Here is a 20,054-nt window from a genome sequence, read left to right as displayed (position 1 = left end):
GCGGTGAAGACGGCATCTCCACCACATCCGGAGGTCTTCTTATTGATCAAGCATCAACCGCGGTGTGTCACCAATCCGCTGGCCGAGTACAGCTAGTCGCGGCCCATGCCACGGTAGAGGTCGAGCTCGCCGTCGAGCTCCAGCGCGATCACCGTGGCGTGCGGGTCGATCGCGCCAGCGGGCGGCGCGTCGATCCACAGGATGCCGGGCACCCCGTCGAGCTCTCCGGTGATCGCGTGCCCGAGCTCGCCGTCGGCGCCGACGACCCTGGCACGCAGGACGGCGTTGCGCAGCCCGCGCACCGCGACCGTGTCGCGGGGCGGGTCGAAGCAGGTCAGGTACAGGGTCCTGCGGTCGGCGGACAGCGTGCTCGGGCCGTAGTGGTGGCCCGCCGGCAGCCCGGCGGTTGTGCCGTACACCGCCTCCGCGTGCCGTTCGATCCACGCGCCGAGGCCCTTCAGCCGGTCGGCCTGTTCGGGGAGGATGCGGCCGTCTGCGGTGGGCCCGACGTCGAGCAGGAGGTTGCCGCCCGCGCCGATGGTTTCGGCGAAGTAGCGGACGAGGTGGCCCGCAGGCTTGTGGTTGGTGTCGTCCGGGCGGAAACCCCAGCTGTCGTTGATGGTGAGGCACAGCTCCCACGGGCCGTCAGGCGGCATGATGGGGACGCCCTGTTCCGGTGTCGCGTAGTCGCCGCGCGAGAGCATGCGCCCGTTGAGCACGGTCTGCGGCCGTACAGCGAGGATGCGGTCGGCGAGGCCGTCGATGCCCCACTGCTCCTCCGAGCGCTCCCACTCGCCGTCGAACCACAGCAGGTCGGGCCGGTACCGCTCGACGAGCTCGTCGATCTGGCCGTCGCGGTAGGCCAGGTAGCGGGCCCACGCGGCCGGGTCCTCCTGCCCCTCCGGGGGAGTCACGTAGGGGCTCGGGTGGGCTTGCGGGCCGCGGACGCTGGGGTAGTCGGGGTGGTTCCAGTCCGAGTGCGAGTAGTACAGCCCGACCTTCAGCCCGCGCTCGCGCAGCGCGTCTGCGAAGGAGCCGACCAGGTCGCGTCCCGCTGGGGAGGCCGTGACGTTCAGCTCGCCGTACGCGCTGTCCCAGAGGGCGAAGCCGTCGTGGTGTCGGGTGGTGAGCACGGCGTACCGGGCTCCGGCCTGGACGAACAGCTCCGCCCAGGCCGCAGGGTCGTAACCGTCCGCGGTGAATCCGTTGAGCTGGGCCAGGTAGGCCTCACGGGAGATGTCGCCGTTGTAGAACGACCAGGACTCGGCCACTCCCTCGACGGCGTAGAGGCCGTAGTGGATGAAGATGCCGAGCTTGGCGTCGGGAAACCAGGGCTGCATGGGCATGGGGGGATCCTTCTTCGGTTCTTACCATTTCCAGGGCGGTGTCGAGGTGCTGGAGAGAGTCCTGCCGCCCAGGGCCGAGGCGTAGAGCTGTTCCATGACCGAGGTGGCGGCCAGGCCGCCTGCGCCGGTGATCGACGCGCGATCCTTCAGCGCGGAGGGGACGATTGGGGGCGCGGGCCGTACGGTGCACAGCCTCTCGACGTGGCGGCGCAGCGGGTCGAGGAAGGTGTCGCCCGCCTGGACGTTGCCGCCGCCGACGACCACGATCTCGGGGTCGATGGCGAGCACCAGCGCGGCGATGCCGATCGCGATGACGTCGCTGAAGCGGTCGACGGCGGCCACGGCGAGCGGGTCGCCCGCGGTGGCGGCGTCGAACACGCCCTCCCTGCTGACCCGTCGGCCGTCGGTGAGCTCGACGTCGTGCAGGTACTGCTGGGCCTGCTCCCAGCCCATCTGCGGCAGTGCGCCGATCTCGCCGGCGGCGCCGTTCGCGCCCCGCACGACGGTGTTGTTCAGTACGACCCCCGCCCCGGTGCGGTTGCCGGAGTGCACGTAGATCATCGAGCTGGCCTCGGCGGCGCTGCCCTTCCAGGCCTCGGCGAACGCGGCGAGGTTCGAGTCGTTCTCGACGGCGATGGGGCACTCGAAGGACGACTCGAAGGCGGTGCGGACGTTGAGACCCTCCCAGTCGTCGAGGCCGCGCGTGACGACGTCCTGGTAGACCACGGCGGGGACGGACACCCCGATCGCCCACACGTCGGCGCGCTCGCGTCCCTGCGCGCTGAGGAGCTGGTCGACAACCTCGACGGCGTCGGCCACGACGGCCTCGGGCGGGTCCGCGACGGAAACGGTGATCGAGCGGGTGGCCTGGACCTCGCCGTTCAGGTCGGCGAGCTCGGCCCGGGTGGTGTGCTGGCCGATGTCGATGCCGGCGACGACGGCCGCGCCCGCGTTGAACTGGTAGCGGTTGGCCGGCCGCCCGGCTCCGGTGGGGGAGAGGGGCTCGATGCTCTCCACCCAGCCGAGGGCGACGAGGTTGCCCACCACCGTGTCGGCCGCGGTCTTCGACAGCCCGGTGACCTGGGCGATTGCCGGTATGGTGAGAGGCTCTCGGCGGATCGCCTCGATCACTGCTAGCGAATTGATACGGCGCAGGCGCGACTGGCCTACGGGCTGGCGCAGGAGGCTCGCTTCACGTCCGATCAGCACTCACGTGGCCCTTTCGTTTCCTGAGACGTCTTCCATTAAAACACAAAGTGTATTTATTATTGCCCACCGTACCCCCAGCAAGAAGGGACCGTCCATGCGTAATCGCGTCATAGCCGTCGCCACGTGCGCCTCTGCCGTGCTCGCCCTCGGCGCGTGCGGCCAGAAGCTCCAGGACGCCGGTCCGTCGGCCTCCGCCGATGCCAAGCCCGCGAGCCTCCTCTATTGGGGCAAGTGGGCGAAGGGCACGCCGCAGGCGAACCTGTTCGAGAGCGTCATCGCCGACTACACCAAGCAGACCGGCGTCAAGATCGACGTTCAGTGGCTCGCGCAGGGCCAGGAGCAGCAGGTCAAGAACGCTGTCGCCACCGGCACCGGTCCCGACTTCTTCGACACCGCCATCGACCACACCGCCGAGTTCCGCACCGCCGGCGTGCTCGGCGACATGGGCCCGATCTTCAAGACCCAGATCCCGGGCGAGGGCAAGACCATCGAGGAAGTCCTGCCGAAGAGCGTGATCAAGGCCATCAGCGACGACAAGGGGTACGGCTTCGTCCCGCACAGCGTCTTCTCCATCGGCCTCTGGTACGACTCCGCCAAGTACCCCGACTTCGCCCCCAAGTCGTTCGACGAGTTGCTGGAGATCGCTAAGAAGGAGAAGGCCTCCGGCCGCGCGCCGATCGCGCTCGATGGCTCGATCAACGCCTACAACTCCTTCTGGATCCACCAGATGCTGCTCTCCACGGCCGGCCCCGGCATCCTGCTGAAGCTCGCCACCGACCCGGCCACCTGGGACCTCCCCGAGGTGAAGCAGGCGGCCAAGGCGCTGGAGTCGCTGGTGAAGGCCGGTCTCTTCGAGCCCGACTATATGGCCACCAAGTTCCCGGCCGCGCAGAACGCCTGGGCAGGCGGCAAGCACAGCTTCATCCTGAACGGCTCCTGGCTCGGCAGCGAGACCGCCTCGCTGCGCGCCGCCGCGGTCAAGCCCCGCATCATCGCCTTCCCGCCGGTCGACCCTGCCAAGGGCTCGGTCGCCACGGTTGGCGCGCTCGGCTGGGGCGTGAACGCCAAGTCGAAGAACCAGAAGGCGGTCGCCGACTTCCTGGCCTTCGCCATGCAGAAGAAGTACATCGACCGCATCGGCACCGACGCGGCCAATATCCCCTCGCGCATCGACTCGCCCGCCCCGGTGGAGCTCCAGCAGCTGCAGGCGTCCATCCGCGACGCGGAGCAGGTCACGCTCGACGGCGACGGCGTTTCGACCGTGAAGCCCAAGTGGCTGGTCGACGTCTTCCTCCCCCTCGACGACAAGTTCATCGCCGGCAAGCTCAGCGCCGAGGAGTTCCTGGCCGAGGGCAAGGCGAAGACCGCCGCCATGAACGGATGACCGTGACTGTGTCCGACACCGCCCTGCGGGCTCCGTCCGCAGGAAGGCGGGCGAAGGTGTCCGGCGGCGCGCTCCAGGGCGAGCGCCGCCGGCTGTACCTGCCGATGCTGCTTCCGGCACTGATCGCCTACCTGGTCTTCTTCGTGCTGCCGTCGCTGTTCGGCGTCGTGCTCAGCTTCGCCGAGTGGTCAGGACTGGGGACGGAGTTCTCCTGGGTCGGCTTCTCCAACTACGTGTCGATGGCCGAGAGCGAGCTGTTCCGCGCCTCGTTCGTGCAGACGCTGACCCTGACGCTGATCGTGGGCCTAGCGCTGTTCCTCATCGCCGGCGCCTCGATGATCGTGTTGCGTACGGCCCGCGGCAGCGCGTTCATCCGGGCGGCCGTCTTCCTGCCGTTCATGATCTCGCCCATCGCCGTCGGCCTCGCCATCTCCTTCCTCTTCAACCCGGACGGAATGATCAACACCGTGCTGGGGGTCCTCGGCCTGTCCGAGTTGCGCCAGCCCTGGCTGGCCCCCGAGCTGATCTTCAACGTGATCATGGCCGGGGTGGTCTGGAGCGCGGCCGGCTTCTACGTCGTGCTGGTGATGTCCGCGGTCGACGGCATCCCGCCGAGCTACTACGAGGTGGCCAGGATCGAGGGCGCGAGCGAGCTCCAGCAGTTCCGCTACGTCACGCTCCCGCTGACCAGGGACATGCTGGCCATCGCCGCCTCGCTCTGGGCGATCGCCGGCATCAAGACCTTCGAGATCATCATCGCCTTCGTCGGTACGGCGGGCACCCCGCCCCCCGAGGCCAGAACCCTCGCCGTCGAGCAGTACCTCCGGGTCGCCGGCGGCCGTGACGGCGGACTGGCCCAGCTCGGCGAGGCAGCGGCGGTCGGGATCGTGATGATGATGATCACCGCCGTCCTGATCGTCCTGTCGCGCAGGATCCAGCGGCGCGAACGACTGGAGCTGGCATGATCCGCGCCGGATTCGCCCTGATCAAGGCCCTGATCTGGGCCTGGGTGCTGTTCAACGTCGGCATGGTGGTCTGGGTCCTGCTGAACTCGGTGAAGAGCTCGCGGGAGATCTTCGACAACCCGGCGGGCCTGCCTGCCACCTGGATGTGGGAGAACTTCGCGACCGCGTGGTCGGACTCCGGGCTCGGCGCCGCCGCGATCAACTCGGTGGTCCTGACGCTCGTGTCCGTCGTGCTCATCATGGCGCTGTCCATCCCCGCCGCCTACGCGGTGGCACGGCTGGGCGGGCGCTCCAGCGGTCCTGTCGCGACCTTCTTCGCGGTGGGCATGAGCATCCCGTTCCAGGCGTTCGCCGTTCCCATGGTCCTCATCGGGGCAGGGCTGTCCCGGTTCATGATCGACTGGGTCACCGGCGTCTGGGACACGCGGATCACCGTCACGCTCTTCTATGTCGTGCTCAGCCTGCCGTTCAGCATCTTCGTGCTCATCGGCTACTTCCGCTCGCTCCCCGGCGACCTGGAGGAGGCGGCCGCTCTCGACGGCGCGTCGCCGTTCCGTACCTTCTGGCAGATCATGGTGCCGCTGGCCAAGCCCGGCATCACGACCGTGGCGGTGCTGAACGCGCTGAGCCTGTGGAACGAGACCGTGATCGTGCTGATGCTCGTCCCTGAGCAGAGCGCGCAGACCCTCAACGTCGCCCTGCTCAACTTCTACTCCAACATGCAATACACCTCGAACTGGGGTGGGCTCTTCGCCGGCGTCGTCATCGTGGTGCTCCCGATGATCGTGACCTATCTCTGGTTCGGCCGCCGCATTGTCAACGGCATGACGCAGGGCATCGGCAAATGAGAATGGATGGATCTCCCATGCACGCAACGGTCGGACTCATCGGCGCCGGTGGCATCGCCAACGCGCACCTCCCGGCCTGGCTCGACCTCGGCTACGACGTCGTCGTCTACTCGATCGCCGACGACGCCGGGGCCCTGACCCAGCGCCACGGGGGCGGCCGGGTCGTCCCCAGCCTGGACGCCCTGTTCGAGGCGGCGGACGTCGTCGACATCTGCACGCCGACACACACCCACTACGAACTGGCGCTCGCCGCGCTCGGTCACGGCCTGCCGACGATCTGCGAGAAGCCGCTGACCCGCACGCTCGCCGAGGCGGAGGACCTGGTCGCCCGCTTCGCCGACGCCGGGGTCCCGCTCTTCCCCGCGCACGTCGTGCGCTACTTCGCCGAGTACGCCGAACTGCACCAGTCCGTCACCCGCGGCGACATCGGAAGCGTCGCCGTACAGCGGCACACCCGCCAGGGCCGGAGCCCGGGCGGCGGCTGGTTCCTCGACGAGGCGCTCTCCGGCGGGGTGCTGCTCGACCTCATGATCCACGACATCGACATGGCGCGCTGGATCGGGGGAGAGGTCGAGCGCGTCTTCGCCCGCACCCACGTGGTCGGCGGCAGCCAGAGCACCCAGGCCTTCCTCACGCACGCGAACGGCTCGATCTCCATGCTGACGGCAACCTGGACCACCGCGCCGATCGAGTTCAGGACGCTGTTCGAGGTGGCCGGTTCGCGCGGGCTGCTGCACGCAGACTCCGACGAGCGCCGCCCCTACCGCTACCAGGGCAACGCCGTACCCGCGCCCGACATCCTGCCCGACTTCTCCCCGCTGACCAGCCCCTACCGAGCCGAGATCGAAGACTTCGTCCGCTCGGTCGCCACCGGTGTCCCGCCGCGCGTCACGGCGCTGGACGGCCTCGCCGCCATGCGCATCGCCGACGCCGTCGCCCGCTCGGCCGCCGAAGGCCGGCCGGTCGACCTCAAGCCCCTGGAAGCCGCATGAAGATCGCCCTGCTCTCCTTCGCCCACCTGCACGCCGCCGAGTACGCCGCCGCGCTCATGCGCTGCGGCGACGTGGAGATCGGCGCCTACGCCGACGGCTACGACGGCGTCCCGGACGGCGTCACCGCCTTCGAGACCGAGGACGAGTTGTGGGCCTGGCGGCCCGACGGCGTGGTCATCTGCGCCGAGAACGCGCGTCACCGGGAGTTCGCGCTGCGCGCCGCCGCCGAGGGCGTGCACGTGCTCTGCGAGAAGCCGCTCGCCACCTCGCTCGCCGACACCACCGCGATGCTGGAGGCCGCCCGCACCGCGGGCACCGTCCTCATGACCGCCTTCCCGGTCCGCTTCGCGCCGGCCTACGCCGACCTCCGGGCCGCGGTACGGCGGGGCGACCTCGGCCAGATCGTGTCGATCGCGGCCACCAACTGCGGCGGCGTCCCCACCAACCGGGACTGGTTCACCGATCCGGAAAGCAGCGGCGGCGGTGCCCTGACCGACCACGTCGTGCACGTCGCCGACCTGCTCGCCGACCTGCTGGACGACGACCCGATCGAGGTCTACGCGATCGCCAACTCCATCCCCAACCCGGGCACGGCCGTCGAGACCGCCGGGCTGGTCTCCCTGCGCTACCGCGACGGGGTCATCGCCTCCATCGACTGCTCCTGGTCGCGCCCGCCCGGCCGTCCCAACACCGGTGACCTGGTCACCCTCACCGTGATCGGCACCGAGGGCGTGGTCGACATCGCGCCCTTCTCCGGGGTCCTCACCGGCTGGAACAGCGGCCCGCTCGCGCACGGGTACGGCGCGCCGCTCGACGACCTGCTCATCCGCGCCTTCCTCGACGCCGTCCGCGACGGCGAGGCCCGCCAGCCCGACGCCAGGGCGGGCCACCGCACCGTCGCCCTCGTCGAGGCCGCCTACCGCTCCCTGCTCGACGCCGCCCCCATCCCCCTGGAGATCTGATGATCCGCCATGTCCTCGGCGCCGCCGCGACAACCGCCGCCTTACTGGTGCTGCCCGCGAACGCCGCCTCCGCCGCTGAACCGACTGCCGGCCGTACGACGGTGTCCTTCTCCGACACCCACGAGATCCTGCACGGCAACCCGTACACCGGCACCGCGTTCGACGTGAACACGCACAGGACGCCGGGCACGCCCGGCTACACCTTCACCAACGACCCGGGCATCACCGACTTCATCGAAGGCACCAGGAAGATCCCCGCCGACGCCGACGTGGTGCGGCTCCAGATCGCCTGGGCCGACTTCGAGCCCGACGACGGCGTCTTCGTCTGGGACCGCCTCGACGCGTTCATGAAGCGCGTCAACGAGCAGGGCAAGACGGTCGAGTTCCAGCTGCTCATGTCGGAGGCGCCCGACTACAAGAACGACCCGGGCGTCTTCCCGTACGAGTACCCGCCGGCCTGGCTGTTCGATAAGGCCGGGGTGCCCTTCCGGATGGCGCCGTACAACAACTACTTCTCCAAGCAGCCGATCTACTACAACCCGATCTACCTGGACCGACTCAAGCGCGCCGTGGACGCCTTCGCTGACCGCTACGACGCCAACCCGGGCGTGGCGTGGGTGGACCTGCGCGCCTTCTCCCTGTTCGGCGAGTGGTCGGGCTGGAACGACGCGATGAACTTCCCGTGGCCGGACAACGCCACCCGCGTCTCGACGCTCCAGGCGATCCTCAAGATCTACGACGACGCGTTCGACAAGTCGATGGTCATGATGCAGAACGCCGGTGCGGAGGTGAACAAGAACGATCCCGACGCGGACACCCAGGCCAAGCGGTTCAGCGTGTACGGCTACGACAAGGCGGCCACGTTCAAGAACTGGGGCATCCGGTCCGACACGGTCAACGCCGGTTTCGTCTGGCACAACTACGGCGACACCGCGCAGGCCCCGTACGTCAACCGCAGACTCCGCCGCGACATGATCCAGGTGTCCGAGGGTTCCAACTGGGACAACCCCACGATCATGCTGAACAACCCCCGGCTGTTCGTGAAGAACTCGCTTGAGGGGTACCACTCCAACCTGCAGGGCATCAACAACACCGGCTTCGAGAACTGGCAGCCGATGAAGGACGCCTACGGCGAGTGGTTCGAGACGCTGGCGCGTTACACCGGCTACCGCTTCCTCATGCCCACCGCGACCTTCGACACCGAGGTTAAGCCCGGTGGCGAGTTCCGCATCTCGCACACCTGGACCAACAACGCGGTCGGCTTCAGCCCCCGGCGCTACCCGGTCGAGGTGCGCTTCACCGACAAGTCCACCGGCAACGTCGTGTGGCGCGGCACCGACGCCACCCTCGACCAGACCAAGCTCTTCAAGGGCGACGTCCGCCAGATCAACTCAGCCTTCACCCTCCCGGCCGACCTGCCCGCGGGCTCCTACGACGTGGCCGTCGCCATGCTCGGCGAGGACGGCAAGCCGCGCGTCGAGCTGGCAATGCCGGGCGGCAAGGACAAGGTCTACCCGATCGGCACCGTCCAGGTCGCGGCGGGAGCCGCACAGGCCGGGCAGCCGACGACCCCGCTGACACAGTTCACCATCCAGAACGAGGACTACACCGCGGCCAGCGGCGCCTACGGCGTCGAGACCCCGCCCGAGGGCGGCCTCGGCGCGCTCTACATGGACGCGGCCGGCGAGTCCGCCGAGTACGACAACGTCGACGTGCCCGCCACCGGCACCTACCGGGTCGAATTCCGGGCCTCCTCCGAGGAGGCCAACCACCTGAAGTTCGAGGTTGACGGCAAGGAAGTCACCACCATCAAGGTGCCGGACTCCGGCGGCTATAACACCTACAGGACCTTCGAACGGCAGATCCCGCTCACCGAGGGCCGTCACACGATCAAGCTCACCCGGCCTGACGGGCGCTGGTTCTTCCTCAACTGGATGAGGTTCACCCTGGAACGGCCCGAGTCGATCACTCTCCAGGCCGAGTCGGCGACTGAGCAGCAGGGCACCCAGAACACCGACCTCACCGACAGCGACGACGGCACCCCCGGTGTCGCCTACATCGACACCGGCGACTGGTCGCGCTTCGACGACGTCAGCGTCCCCGCCGACGGCAAATACCTGCTGCAGCTTCGCTATTCGACCGTCAACGACAAGCCGCTGAAGTTCCGCGTCGAGGTCGACGGCACCGACGCCACGGGACTGCTTAGCCTGCGCCCCACCAGCGGCATGCTCAGCCCGCGGACCGAGGACTTCGTCCTCCCGCTGACCGCAGGCAAGCACTCGGTCAAGGTCGTCTGGATCGAGGCGAGCACCAGCATCGTGTGGAACTGGATGCGGCTCGACCTGCAGGGCACGTCCGAGCAGACCCTCGAGGCCGAGCACTGGACCATGCAGTGGAACACCGACCAGGAGTGGAACTGGAAGGGCCCCGACACCGGCATCGTCACCAAGGATGGCATCGTCGGCGGCATCGACCCGAACGACTACCTGCGCTACGAGAACGTGTTCGTCCCGAACACCGGCATGTACAAGGTGACCTTCAAGGGCTCGGCCGCCGAGGACACCACGTTCAGGTTCGAGGTGGACGGTGACCGTAACACCGTCTTCGTCCCCAAGTCCGACGACGCGAACGTGACCACCTGGGTCAAGATCCCCGCCGGCCTGCACACCCTCCGGATCGTGAGCGAGGGCAGCGGGCTGAAGCTCGACAAGTTCACCCTCACCGCCTCCACCGCCGCGATCAAGGCACTCGACGTCACGGGCGCCGGCGCGCTCAAGGTCGGCGAGCCCGGCCAGCTGTCCGTCGCGACGGTCGGCGCGGACGGCACCCGCACCCCGGTGACCAAGGGCGTCACCTTCAAGAGCTCCGACCCGTCGATCGCCACCGTGGACGCGGATGGTCTCGTCACCGCCCGCACCTGGGGCACCGCCACGATCACCGCGATCTACGACGGATTCTCCGGCGAGCACAAGATCACCGTCACCGACCCGAGGGTGGTGCTCACCTACGTCAACGACACCGACGAGCGCATCGCCTACCCCGACAACGACTTCACCTACAGCCGCGACCGCGGGGTGGGCGACTACAACGACGACGTCCACGCCGGCTGGCACGCCGGGCAGGCCGTCGAGTTCACCTTCACCGGCACCGGCATCAGCCTGCTGTCCGAGCGCTACTCCGACATGGGCACCATCGACATCTACGTCGACGGCGAGCTCAAGGCCACGGTCGACTGCAACTCCCCGGTACGGCTGGCCGCCCAGCGGGTGTTCCAGCTCACCGGGCTGCCGATGGGCGATCACACCATCAAGGTCGTCAACGGTGCGGACAAGTTCGTCATCATCGACGCGTTCGTGGTCGAGACGCCCAACACCTGGAACGGCGCCGAACTCGGCGTCGGCAACCTCAACGCCAAGTCGGTGACCCTGACCTGGCCGTCCGTGCCGACCGCCACCGGTTACGCGGTCTTCAACGGCGACACCGAGGTCATGCGGGTGACGGGGACGACGGCTCGGGTCACCGGGCTCCGTGGCCGAACGAGCTACACCTTCACCGTCCGCCCGCTGGCCGCCGACGGCACGACGCTCCCGATCGAATTGTCAGCCACGGTGCAGACCAAAGGCTGACCGCGCCCGCTTGAACGAACCGGCCGGATCAGCCAGGACCTGCACGTTCACTCCGTGCCGGTGATGCTTTCCCGAGTAGGGGTCGCCGTAGTATCCGCCGAACATCCAACACATTTGCCCGACCAGCAGAAATGACGGCCCCGTAACAGCTCACCAAGCTCCCAAGAGCTCCTGATCAACTCGTGGAGGCCGCCGCTGTCGCGGTGGCTTCGTCGTGGTCGTGGAGCATGCGCAGGACAGTGGCCGGGGAGGGATGCCGGCCCTTCTTCTTGCCTTTGGTGATGACGAGGCTGGCGGCGATGTCGCGCAGGCTGAAGTTCTGCTCGCGCAGGTGCAGGGCCATGGACAGCATCGCGTCATCGGTGACGGCGGCGCCGCCTATGGTCTTGCCGCGGCTGCGAGCGGATTCGTGGCCTTCCAGGGTGCGGTCGCGGATGTACTCGCGTTCCATCCCCGACAGCGCGGCCAGCACGGCGAACACCACCGTGCACCACGAGCGTGACCGCGACGCCCGCGGAGCGGAGCTCGCGGGCCAGGGTGACGGCCTTGTCGAGTTCGGGGCGGATGGTTGCGCGGGTGGAGATCTTCTCGGAGAAGACGCGGGTGACGCCGGCGGCCTTGAGCGCGTCGAGTTGGGTGTCCAGGGACTGACGGACAGTGGACGCGCGGGCGTATCCGATGCGCACGTGCCCCGCCGGTTCGGTGCCGGCCGCAGCGGGGCGGGGCAGTTCGATCCACAGCGTGCCGGGTTTGCGGACGGGCGGGGTCGCCACGGTGAGTTTCTTGGCGAGGGAGGGCACGAGCCGGAAGCGGGCGGTGTGGTACTGGACGGCGACCTTGCCCTTGCCAGTCCGGCAGGGCGAGCCGGCCGGGGCGGCGCAGGAGGTCATCGGGCAGGCGCGCGTGCCGAAGCAGCCTCGCTCCGAGCCCGACCATGAGGACACGATCGATCTCCAGCCGTTCGGCAGCGGTCCAGCGTGCGTGGGCGGGTTCTTCGACCTTGCCTCTGCGGGATCAGGCACGCCGCCTGCTCGATGGCCCGCCCCGGCACGCGCTTTCCTGGGGTGTCTCTGATCTCCCTGCCCCGGGGATTGTTCGTTCTCAGGTTTCGGCCGGGCCTTCGGTGAGAGCGGCCGATCTGTCGACGGCGTTAAGGAACCGTGTGCCCCAATTTCTCAGGTGATCGACGAATTCCGGCGATTCGAGCACCTCGAATTCGGCGCCGACGTTGCCCAGCGCCTGCGTGGGCCAGTCCAGGCTGGTGGAGATCATCGTGAGCCGGCATCGATGATGGGCGACCGGTTCGATCTCGCCCCATTGGCCGACCATCCGGCGCACGTGTTCTGCGGGTGCGTGAACCAGCACGACGACTGTGTGAGCGGTCGAAACCTGGGCCGCGGTGCGTACGAACGCGGCGGCGTCCCCGCCGGGAAGCGGCCGTGGCAGGAAAGGGGCGCCGGTGTTGCGTGGCTGTGCCAGCCGGTCGAGGCGGAAGCTGCGCCAGTCGTGTCTGGTCAGGTCGTAGGCCACCAGATACCAGCGGCCCCCGAGCGCGACGAGGCGATGGGGTTCCACTTCGCGTTCGGTTTGCGCGCCGCCGCGCGTGGTGTAGTGGAAGCACAGCCGTTCCTGGTCCCGGCACGACTGGGCGATCATCGTCAGCACCTCCGCCGGGATGACCGGCCCGGTGGACGCCGCCGAGACCGTCATCGCGCGCAGCGCGTTCACCCTGGCCCGCAGACGGGGCGGCAGGACCTGCACCACCTTGGTCAACGCGCGTACCGCCGCCTCTTCCAGCCCCGCGATTCCGCTCTGCGCCGAGTCTCCCATGCCGACCGCCAGCGCAACCCCTTCTTCGTCGTCGAGCAGCAACGGCGGCAGCACGGCCCCGGGCTCCAGTTGGTAGCCGCCGTCGGTGCCCCGGGAGGCGTGTACCGGATACCCCAGCTCACGCAAGCGATCGACATCCCGGCGCAGCGTGCGTTCTGACACGCCGAGACGATCGGCCAGATCTGCGCCTGGCCAGTGGCGGTGCGTCTGCAGCAACGACAGCAGCGTGAGCGTGCGGGAACTCGTGTTGGCCATATCACCATTATTCGGTCCTTCCGGTCAAAAACTGGCCGGAAGCCCCAATAGGGTGACCACCATGATGACTCGCGAGGTTCAGTTGACCGCCCAGATCGCCGCCGTCCCCGGCCCCGAGCACTTCACCGTTGCCCAGACGGAGATCGAGGGCGAGGTCGTGGTGCGCACCGACTACCTGGGGCTGGCCGCCACCTACCTCGAACTCATGCGCGCCGACTGCCACCTTCCGATCCCGGCCTGGCAGCCCGGCCAGCGGGTGGGCGTCATGGCGATTGGCACCGTACTGAGCTCGGCCAGCCCTGACCTGCAGGAGGGCGACCTGGTCCAGTCGATGAGCGGCTGGAGCACGCACTCGGCGGGACCGGCGGCCTCCTATGTCAAGTTGGACCCGGACGCCTATCCCGACCCGAGCTACTACCTGGGCCAGGGCCCGACCGCCTACTACGGCGTCGCGGACGTGGCCAAGGTCGGCGAGGGCGACATTGTGTTCGTCTCCGGCGCGGCCGGCGGTGTCGGCTCGCTGGCCGGGCAGATCGCCCGCAACCTGGGCGCCAAGAAAGTGATCGGCAGTGCGGGTAGCCAGGCCAAGGCCGACTACCTCGTGGACGAGCTCGGTTTCGACGCCGCCTTCGACTACCACCACGACCCGGTCGCCGCGCTTAAGGAATTGGCCCCGGAGGGCATCACAGTCTTCTTCGACACCGTGGGCGGTGCGCTGTATGACGCCGCGCTCGAGGTCGCCGCACCGGGCGCCAGGTTCGCCCTGTGCGGATCGCTGTCCACCCAGCTCGGCGCCGCCTCCGACCGCTTCCCCGAGCCCGATCGCGACGCCGCCCAGGCCAGGGGGGTCGAGCTGCTGCCGTTCTCCTGCTACCACACCCCCGACCAGATCGCCGCCTGGCACCACCACTTCCGCACAGCGCTCGACCAGGGCCGCTTCGTCTACCCGCGGACCGTGGTCGAGACCGGCATCGACGGCGTGCCCGGCGCATTCCTGGACATGCTGCGGGGCGAATACCGAGGCAACGTCTCGGTACGGCTGGCATGACCACCCTGTCCCGCCGAGCGCTCAACCGGGCCCTGCTCCAGCGGCAGTTCCTGCTGGAGCGGGCCGACCTGGCGGCCCTGGAGGTGATCGGCCACCTGGTCGCCATGCAGGCGCAGGAGCCGAACTGGCCCTACGTCGGCCTGTGGACTCGGATCCGCCACTTCACCCACGCTGACCTCACCACCCTGCTCGCCGAGGGGCAGGTGGTGCGTTCCGGCTTCCTGCGCAGCACGATGCACCTCGCCGCAGCCGACGACTTCCGTCGGCTGCGGCCGGTGCTGCAGCCCGTCCTGAACCGCACCGCCGACTCGGCGCACTTCCGCCGCAACAACTCCGGACTCGACCCCGAAACGCTGGTGGCCGAGGGACGCGCCCTGCTGCAGACCGGCCCGCTGCCAAGAAGGGATCTCGCCAGGCACCTCGCGACCCTCCACCCGGGCCGCGACAGCCGAATCCTGGCCGGTGAGATCGAGCTGCGCACCCCGCTCATCCACGATCCGGCCACCGCGTCCTGGGGCGGCTGGGGCACCCGCTCATCGGTCGCCGTCAGCGCCGCTCCTATCGACGCCCTTCACCCCGCCGCCCTCCGCGACTTGATTCGCCGCTACCTGGCCGCCTTCGGCCCCGCCACCGTGGCGGACGTCCAGGCGTGGTGCGGGTTGACCCGGCTGGACCAGATCATCTCGGAGATGGGCGCCGACCTGCGCCACTACACCGGCCCCGACGGCCAGCGCCTGCTCGACCTGCCCGACGCCCTGCTCCCCGACCCTGACACCCCCGCCCCGGTGCGGCTGCTGCCCGCCTACGACAACGCCCTCCTGGGCTACGCCGACCGCAGCCGCATCATCGCTGACGCCGACCGCAAGCATGTCGCCCCCGGCCAGGCCAGAGTCCTGCCCACCGTGCTCATCGACGGCTACGTCCGCGGCACCTGGTCTTTCACCGCAGGCGAGGTACGGCTGAGGCCGTTTCGAACCCTTTCGGCAGACGAACAGCAGGCGGTCGACCATGAGATCAGCCAGCTGCTGCCGTTCCTGTCGCGCCGCTGAACGATGATCAGTTCACCCGAGCAGAGCTCCTTGGCGCGCTGCTTCACAAAGCGCCGTCAGGGATGGCCGCCCTCGCCTTGCGCACTGGTAAGAGAGCGCAAGGGCCGGTAGCCGGTGGCATCCAGCTTGGCCAGTTCGGTGTCGATCTCGACGCTGATGGCGCCGAAGAAGTTGACGGTTTCGCAGCGGGCCGGGCTGATGTGGGCCGGCGCCTCGTCGTTGACGTAGCGGCCCTCGGCCCGCAGCGCGGCCACCGCCAGCCCCAGATAGTCGCTGGTCCAGGTCATGACCGCGTTGGTCAGCAGGGTGTCGAGCACGGCTTCGACCCGTCCTCGCCAGGCTGCGAGGTCGACGTGCTGAGATCCCGGCTGTGAGGCTGCACGAGCCCGACGGCCACGAGTGCCGTTCTGCCGCATTGAGCGGGACATCTCCTGAAGCGCGTCGTCTTCCGGACCGACGAGTCACGGTCCTCGAAGATCCCGGGCAGCCGGTCGGCGACATCGGAAGCCGACGCACGACTCGAGTCGAAGATGCGCCTCAGCTGAGGACCAGCAACTGCCTCGAATAGACCCAGGATGAAAAAGCCTCGTTGCATGGAGGGGCAACACCTTCACAGGAGGGAGCGTGGATCATCCTCACCTGCGTGCGCCGGGAGCACCTGGGCCCGGTAATGCCCGGGAGGACGGCGCAGGGAGCACTAGCGGCGCACCAGGGCGGCCGCGTGGCCGGTGGGACTATCCCGTGTGCGCGGGGAGCACCCGTCCTGGTCCTGCACGGTGCCCTTGCGGCGGGGACCATCCCCGCGCAGGGATGGTCCCGGGCAACACCTTCCTGGCGATCGAGATGGGGAGTGCTCCCCACGAGGCCGGCCAAGGTAGAGGCTTGTGCCCGTCTTCTGAAAGGGGCTGGCGTTTCCGTCAAGGAAGGGCGGGGGACCAGCCTGGCCCTGAACGAGTCTTCTGGCCCTTGCTACACGGGAAACTCCCTGCCGGTCTTGCTAGACCCGGCGCCGCGACGGGACACCGCCAGTTCGTAGCCGCGTGCCTCCGCCTTAACTCGACGGGAAGGCCGACATCCTTGTCACGGCCGTGCACTTCACGAGAGCTCGCGCCAGAAGCGATCCCGCGGGCCGCGGGATCGCCTCCTGGCGTCTGAGCGGGTGCGAGTGCTACACCTCTTCGGCCACCCCCAGGTACATCACATTCGGCTGCGCGGGGTTGAAGGCGATGGAGGTGACCCGGTCGTAGGAGTTGTGGTTGATGGTGACGCGGTTCTTACGGGATTCGTACTTGTAGATGTCGGTGCCGATCGACGACCATCCGGTCCCGAAGTCGAAGTAGAGGACGTCCGCGTCCTGCGGGTGCGGGGCGAGCAGCGGCCCGTTGGGAATCGTGACCGCCCGGTCCTGGTCCACGACGGGGGTGAAGTTCCTGCCTCCGTCGTCCGAGCGGTAGATGTGCCGGCCGCCGGACGGCAGGCCGGCATCCAGCTCCGCCAGGTTGAGCCCCATCGCCCAGACGACGTTCCCGGCGGCCGGGGAGATCGCGGCGCTGAACACGTTGACCCGGTCGCCGGGCTTGGTCATCCCTTCGGCCGAGGCCCAGGTGCGGCCGCCGTCGAAGGTGACGCGGGCACCGGTGTCCGAGGCGCCCAGCACCACGTGGTCCAGGTCGTGCGGGTCGAACACCGCGGTGTAGGACATGCGGGTGTTGCTCGGTGACCAGGCCGGCACCCCGACGGGCTGCCACGTGCGCCCGGCGTCCTGTGACTCGTACAGCTGGCCTTCGAGGTCGGACGTCCGCAGGCGGTCGCCGTTGCCCCGGTCCACGCCGAGCCCGATCAGGTCGCCGGCCGGCGCGGTGAGCGGCGTGATGCCCTCGGGCGTGGCGAGCGCGAGGTTGCCGTCGCGGTCCCAGGCGTAGGCCCGGCCGCCCCGGGCCGCGACCAGTTCGATGTGCGAGCCGCTCACCTCGCCGGTCACGGTCCAGGTGCAGCCCGCGTCGTTCGAGGCCAACAGCTGCTTGTTGGACATGGCCAGCAACTGGTTCGGACTGTCGAGCGCGACGAGACCCGTGGTGTAGACGATCGGCCGCGCCGGCTTGGTGGTGGGCGCGATCTGCTTGCCGTCGTTCCACGCGTACGTCACAGAACCATCGCCGGCGACCGTCTGGCAGGTCGGCCGGCTCCAACCGAAGCCGTCGAAGCCGTCGCCGGAGGGTTGGTCCCTCGCTATGGCGGGCGTGGCGGCCGACAGGACCGTCAGCGCGGTCGCGAGTCCGATGGTGAATGCCTTCTTCAACACTGCCTCCCCGACAGGTATGTCTTACGAGTCCGTTCCTATCGGTGAGTTCGATGCTCAGGCTAGATCTTGATGGTGGCTGATTTACGCCATTGCAGGTATCTGACACACTGATCGATCATGAACGCGGACGACAACGCGCTCGCGGCGGTCGGGGTGGATGCCGAGGACGAGCAGATCTACCGCGACCTGCTGCGCCGGCCGCGCGCCACGCTGCCCGAGCTGGCCGCGCACACCGGCCGCACCACGGTGGCCCTGCGCCGGGCGTGCTCGCGGCTCGAGTCGCTCGGCCTGGTCAGCCGCATGGCGGGGCGCCCGGTCCGGTACGTGCCGACCAGGCCCGACGTGGCGGTGGCCGCCCTCATCTCCCGCCGCGAGGAGGGGCTGGCCCAGGCCAGGCTGGCCGCGCTCGCGCTGCTGGCCGAGACGCCGCGAACGGAGAACCTGGCCCCCGAGGAACTGGTCGAGGTCGTGCAGGGGCAGGCGGCCGTGGTGCAGCGGTTCACGCAGTTGCAGCAGACCGCGACCGAGGAGCTCCTGGTGCTCGACCGGCCACCGTACGCGCAGGACCCCTCCCAGCAGAACGCCCCCGAGATGGAGCGTCTCGCGCACGGCCTCCTGGTGCGCGGCATCTACGACGCGTCGGCCCTGGAGATCCCCGGCAAGCTGCGCCTCGCCCAGGAGTCGGCAGCGGCCGGAGAGCAGGCCAGGGTCAGCCCCGAGGTGCCCATGAAGCTGGCCATCGCCGACCGGAGGACCGCCATCCTGCCGCTGAACGCCGACGCGTCCGCCCACTCGGACAGCGCGGTCATCGTGCACTCTTCGTCGCTGCTCGACGCGCTGGTCACCCTGTTCGAGGTCCTGTGGCGGTCGGCGCTGCCGCTGCCGATCTTCGACGCGCCCTCCCGCCCGGCGGACATGCCGGATCCCGAGCTGTTCGCGCTGCTCGCGGCCGGGCTCAAGGACGAGGCGGTCGCGCGCCAGCTGGGGGTGAGCCTGCGCACCGTGCACCGGAGGGTCAGCGAGCTGATGGACCGGCTCGGCGCCCGCACCCGCTTCCAGGCCGGCCTGCTCGCGGCGCGCCGCGGCTGGTGGGACGCGGATTCCTGACCGCCGTGGCGTGACCGGGCCGCCCGGCGTGCGCCGTGCTCCGTGGCGGAGAGAGAGCCGTTCGGGTGAGGGCCGGAGCCGGGCGCGGCACCGCCATCGTCGCGTTGTGCTCCCCGCGCACGCGGGGATGGTCCCCACAACGGCCCTTAGATCGCCGGAGGCGATCAGTGCTCCCCGCTATGCCCCAATCTTGGAGTAGGGCCAGGAGGTCAGCTTCGTCGGTGGCGACTGTGCGCTTGATCTCGTTGCTTCCAATGTCATAGTCCCAGCCGTCGAGGCACTCGACGACGTATTCGCAGTGTGTCAGCCGGAAGCTGCGCCTCTCGTGGTTACGTGTCCAGCCTTGTTGTTGGGCGGCATCGTCGGCGTCAGTTCGCAGTGGCCGGATCTCGATCCATGCTCGATACTCTGGCTGGCCCGCTTCAACTTCGGCTACGAGACACCTGCCAAGGCGAAGCGCGCTCAGCTTGTCCGTCGGGAAGACTGCCTCAGAGCGTCGAGCCACAGGACACAGCTGCTCAGGGGGCATCCGGGGAACCGTGCAATATATGTGTAATGATCTTGCTGTTTGTGACGGCATGACAAGTCGGCACCGCAGGTCAGAAACATGAAGCCGATAGGAGCGGTCACGCGCTGTAAAACCGCTGCAGGCTTCGCAGCGTAAGACTGCGACAGGGGAAAACCAGTACAGCGGGTGGGGTTACCGTCACCCAAAGCCGAGAACTTCGACCCCGTGACCGCAATGGCCGCCTCAGCGCAGGGTGGCGGCACGGGAAGAGGGACTCGACCATGCCCAAGTATCTGATTCAGGCGACCTACACCGCAGATGGCCTCAAAGGAGTGTTGCAAGATGGCGGCACCGGACGCCGGCAAGCGGTGGAGCGCATGGCGGAAAGCGTCGGCGGCCGGGTCGAGCAGATGTATTTCGCGTTCGGCGAGACAGACACGTATGTGCTCGTCGACCTGCCGAGCAATGCGGCTTCGGCCGCTGTGGGTCTCACAATATCGGCGTCTGGGGCGGTACGAACGAAGACGGCTGTCCTGCTGACGCCAGAGGAGATCGACGATGCCGCACGGATGGAGGTGGCATACCGGGCTCCTGGCGCGTGAGAGCTGGGTGATTGCGGAGCG

At 68.7% G+C, this 20,054-nt stretch carries 17 protein-coding genes; 10 read left to right on the top strand and 7 right to left on the bottom strand.

The annotated features are described in order from the left end of the window. Positions 1–92: 92 nt before the first annotated feature. Both ABT294_RS07545 and ABT294_RS07540 read right to left on the bottom strand, forming a co-directional pair. Positions 93–1,346, bottom strand: coding sequence for an alpha-L-fucosidase (locus ABT294_RS07545; protein WP_350804255.1), 1,254 nt, complete (start codon positions 1,344–1,346; stop codon positions 93–95). 21 nt (positions 1,347–1,367) lie between these two features. Beyond that, a complete protein-coding gene (locus ABT294_RS07540; RefSeq protein WP_350804254.1) occupies positions 1,368–2,477 on the bottom strand; it encodes an ROK family transcriptional regulator in 1,110 nt (369 codons plus the stop codon). Between the two features lie 172 nt (positions 2,478–2,649). On the opposite strand from ABT294_RS07540, the gene ABT294_RS07535 reads away from it, so the two are divergent. The 6 genes from ABT294_RS07535 to ABT294_RS07510 are packed head-to-tail and all read left to right on the top strand — an operon-like array spanning position 2,650 to position 11,332. Beyond that, positions 2,650–3,939, top strand: a complete 1,290-nt coding sequence (locus ABT294_RS07535) for a sugar ABC transporter substrate-binding protein (protein WP_350804253.1) — start codon at positions 2,650–2,652, stop codon at positions 3,937–3,939. After that, on the top strand, positions 3,936–4,904 hold the full coding sequence (locus ABT294_RS07530; RefSeq protein ID WP_350804252.1) for a carbohydrate ABC transporter permease: 969 nt from the start codon (positions 3,936–3,938) through the stop codon (positions 4,902–4,904). The genes ABT294_RS07535 and ABT294_RS07530 overlap by 4 nt, the downstream gene beginning before the upstream one ends. Then, positions 4,901–5,752 carry a carbohydrate ABC transporter permease gene (locus ABT294_RS07525; RefSeq protein ID WP_350804250.1) on the top strand — a complete coding sequence of 284 codons (852 nt, stop codon included), beginning with the start codon at positions 4,901–4,903 and terminating at the stop codon, positions 5,750–5,752. The genes ABT294_RS07530 and ABT294_RS07525 overlap by 4 nt, the downstream gene beginning before the upstream one ends. Then, a complete protein-coding gene (locus ABT294_RS07520) occupies positions 5,749–6,744 on the top strand; it encodes a Gfo/Idh/MocA family protein (RefSeq protein WP_502911979.1) in 996 nt (331 codons plus the stop codon). Before ABT294_RS07525 ends, ABT294_RS07520 begins: the two co-directional genes overlap by 4 nt. Further along, the gene (locus tag ABT294_RS07515; RefSeq protein WP_350804247.1) at positions 6,741–7,706 is read left to right on the top strand and encodes a Gfo/Idh/MocA family protein; all 966 of its coding nucleotides are present in this window, start codon (positions 6,741–6,743) and stop codon (positions 7,704–7,706) included. The genes ABT294_RS07520 and ABT294_RS07515 overlap by 4 nt, the downstream gene beginning before the upstream one ends. Beyond that, entirely contained in the window at positions 7,706–11,332 is a 3,627-nt protein-coding gene (locus ABT294_RS07510) for a carbohydrate-binding protein (protein WP_350804245.1), read from the top strand. The genes ABT294_RS07515 and ABT294_RS07510 overlap by 1 nt, the downstream gene beginning before the upstream one ends. A gap of 175 nt (positions 11,333–11,507) precedes the next feature. Here ABT294_RS07510 and ABT294_RS07505 read toward each other — a convergent pair whose 3' ends face one another. The 3 genes from ABT294_RS07505 to ABT294_RS07495 all read right to left on the bottom strand — a co-directional run bounded on the left by ABT294_RS07505 (position 11,508) and on the right by ABT294_RS07495 (position 13,417). After that, entirely contained in the window at positions 11,508–11,675 is a 168-nt protein-coding gene (locus ABT294_RS07505; RefSeq protein WP_350804244.1) for a hypothetical protein, read from the bottom strand. A gap of 13 nt (positions 11,676–11,688) precedes the next feature. Next, positions 11,689–12,276, bottom strand: a complete 588-nt coding sequence (locus tag ABT294_RS07500; protein WP_502911977.1) for a zinc finger domain-containing protein — start codon at positions 12,274–12,276, stop codon at positions 11,689–11,691. A 157-nt stretch (positions 12,277–12,433) separates the two neighbouring features. Further along, complete coding sequence (locus tag ABT294_RS07495) at positions 12,434–13,417, bottom strand: helix-turn-helix transcriptional regulator (RefSeq protein WP_350804243.1); 984 nt, start codon at positions 13,415–13,417, stop codon at positions 12,434–12,436. A gap of 61 nt (positions 13,418–13,478) precedes the next feature. On the opposite strand from ABT294_RS07495, the gene ABT294_RS07490 reads away from it, so the two are divergent. After that, complete coding sequence (locus ABT294_RS07490) at positions 13,479–14,465, top strand: zinc-binding dehydrogenase (RefSeq protein WP_350804240.1); 987 nt, start codon at positions 13,479–13,481, stop codon at positions 14,463–14,465. Next, on the top strand, positions 14,462–15,514 hold the full coding sequence (locus ABT294_RS07485) for a winged helix DNA-binding domain-containing protein (protein ID WP_350804238.1): 1,053 nt from the start codon (positions 14,462–14,464) through the stop codon (positions 15,512–15,514). The genes ABT294_RS07490 and ABT294_RS07485 overlap by 4 nt, the downstream gene beginning before the upstream one ends. Before the next feature lie 56 nt (positions 15,515–15,570). Here the strand turns inward: ABT294_RS07485 and ABT294_RS07480 are convergent, their stop codons facing one another. After that, on the bottom strand, positions 15,571–15,831 hold the full coding sequence (locus ABT294_RS07480) for a Tn3 family transposase (protein ID WP_350804235.1): 261 nt from the start codon (positions 15,829–15,831) through the stop codon (positions 15,571–15,573). Positions 15,832–16,682: 851 nt separating this feature from the next. After that, a complete protein-coding gene (locus tag ABT294_RS07475) occupies positions 16,683–17,813 on the bottom strand; it encodes a WD40/YVTN/BNR-like repeat-containing protein (protein ID WP_350804234.1) in 1,131 nt (376 codons plus the stop codon). A 120-nt stretch (positions 17,814–17,933) separates the two neighbouring features. Between ABT294_RS07475 and ABT294_RS07470 the strand changes: the two genes are divergently transcribed. Beyond that, a complete protein-coding gene (locus ABT294_RS07470) occupies positions 17,934–18,923 on the top strand; it encodes a helix-turn-helix transcriptional regulator (protein ID WP_350804232.1) in 990 nt (329 codons plus the stop codon). Between the two features lie 789 nt (positions 18,924–19,712). Beyond that, entirely contained in the window at positions 19,713–20,033 is a 321-nt protein-coding gene (locus tag ABT294_RS07465; RefSeq protein WP_350804231.1) for a GYD domain-containing protein, read from the top strand. Positions 20,034–20,054 lie beyond the last annotated feature (21 nt).

This window comes from Nonomuraea sp. NPDC000554, assembly GCF_040300065.1.
Taxonomy (GTDB): domain Bacteria; phylum Actinomycetota; class Actinomycetes; order Streptosporangiales; family Streptosporangiaceae; genus Nonomuraea.
The sequence above is the reverse complement of the archived record's forward strand: the minus strand, read 5'-3'. Positions and strand labels throughout refer to the sequence as shown.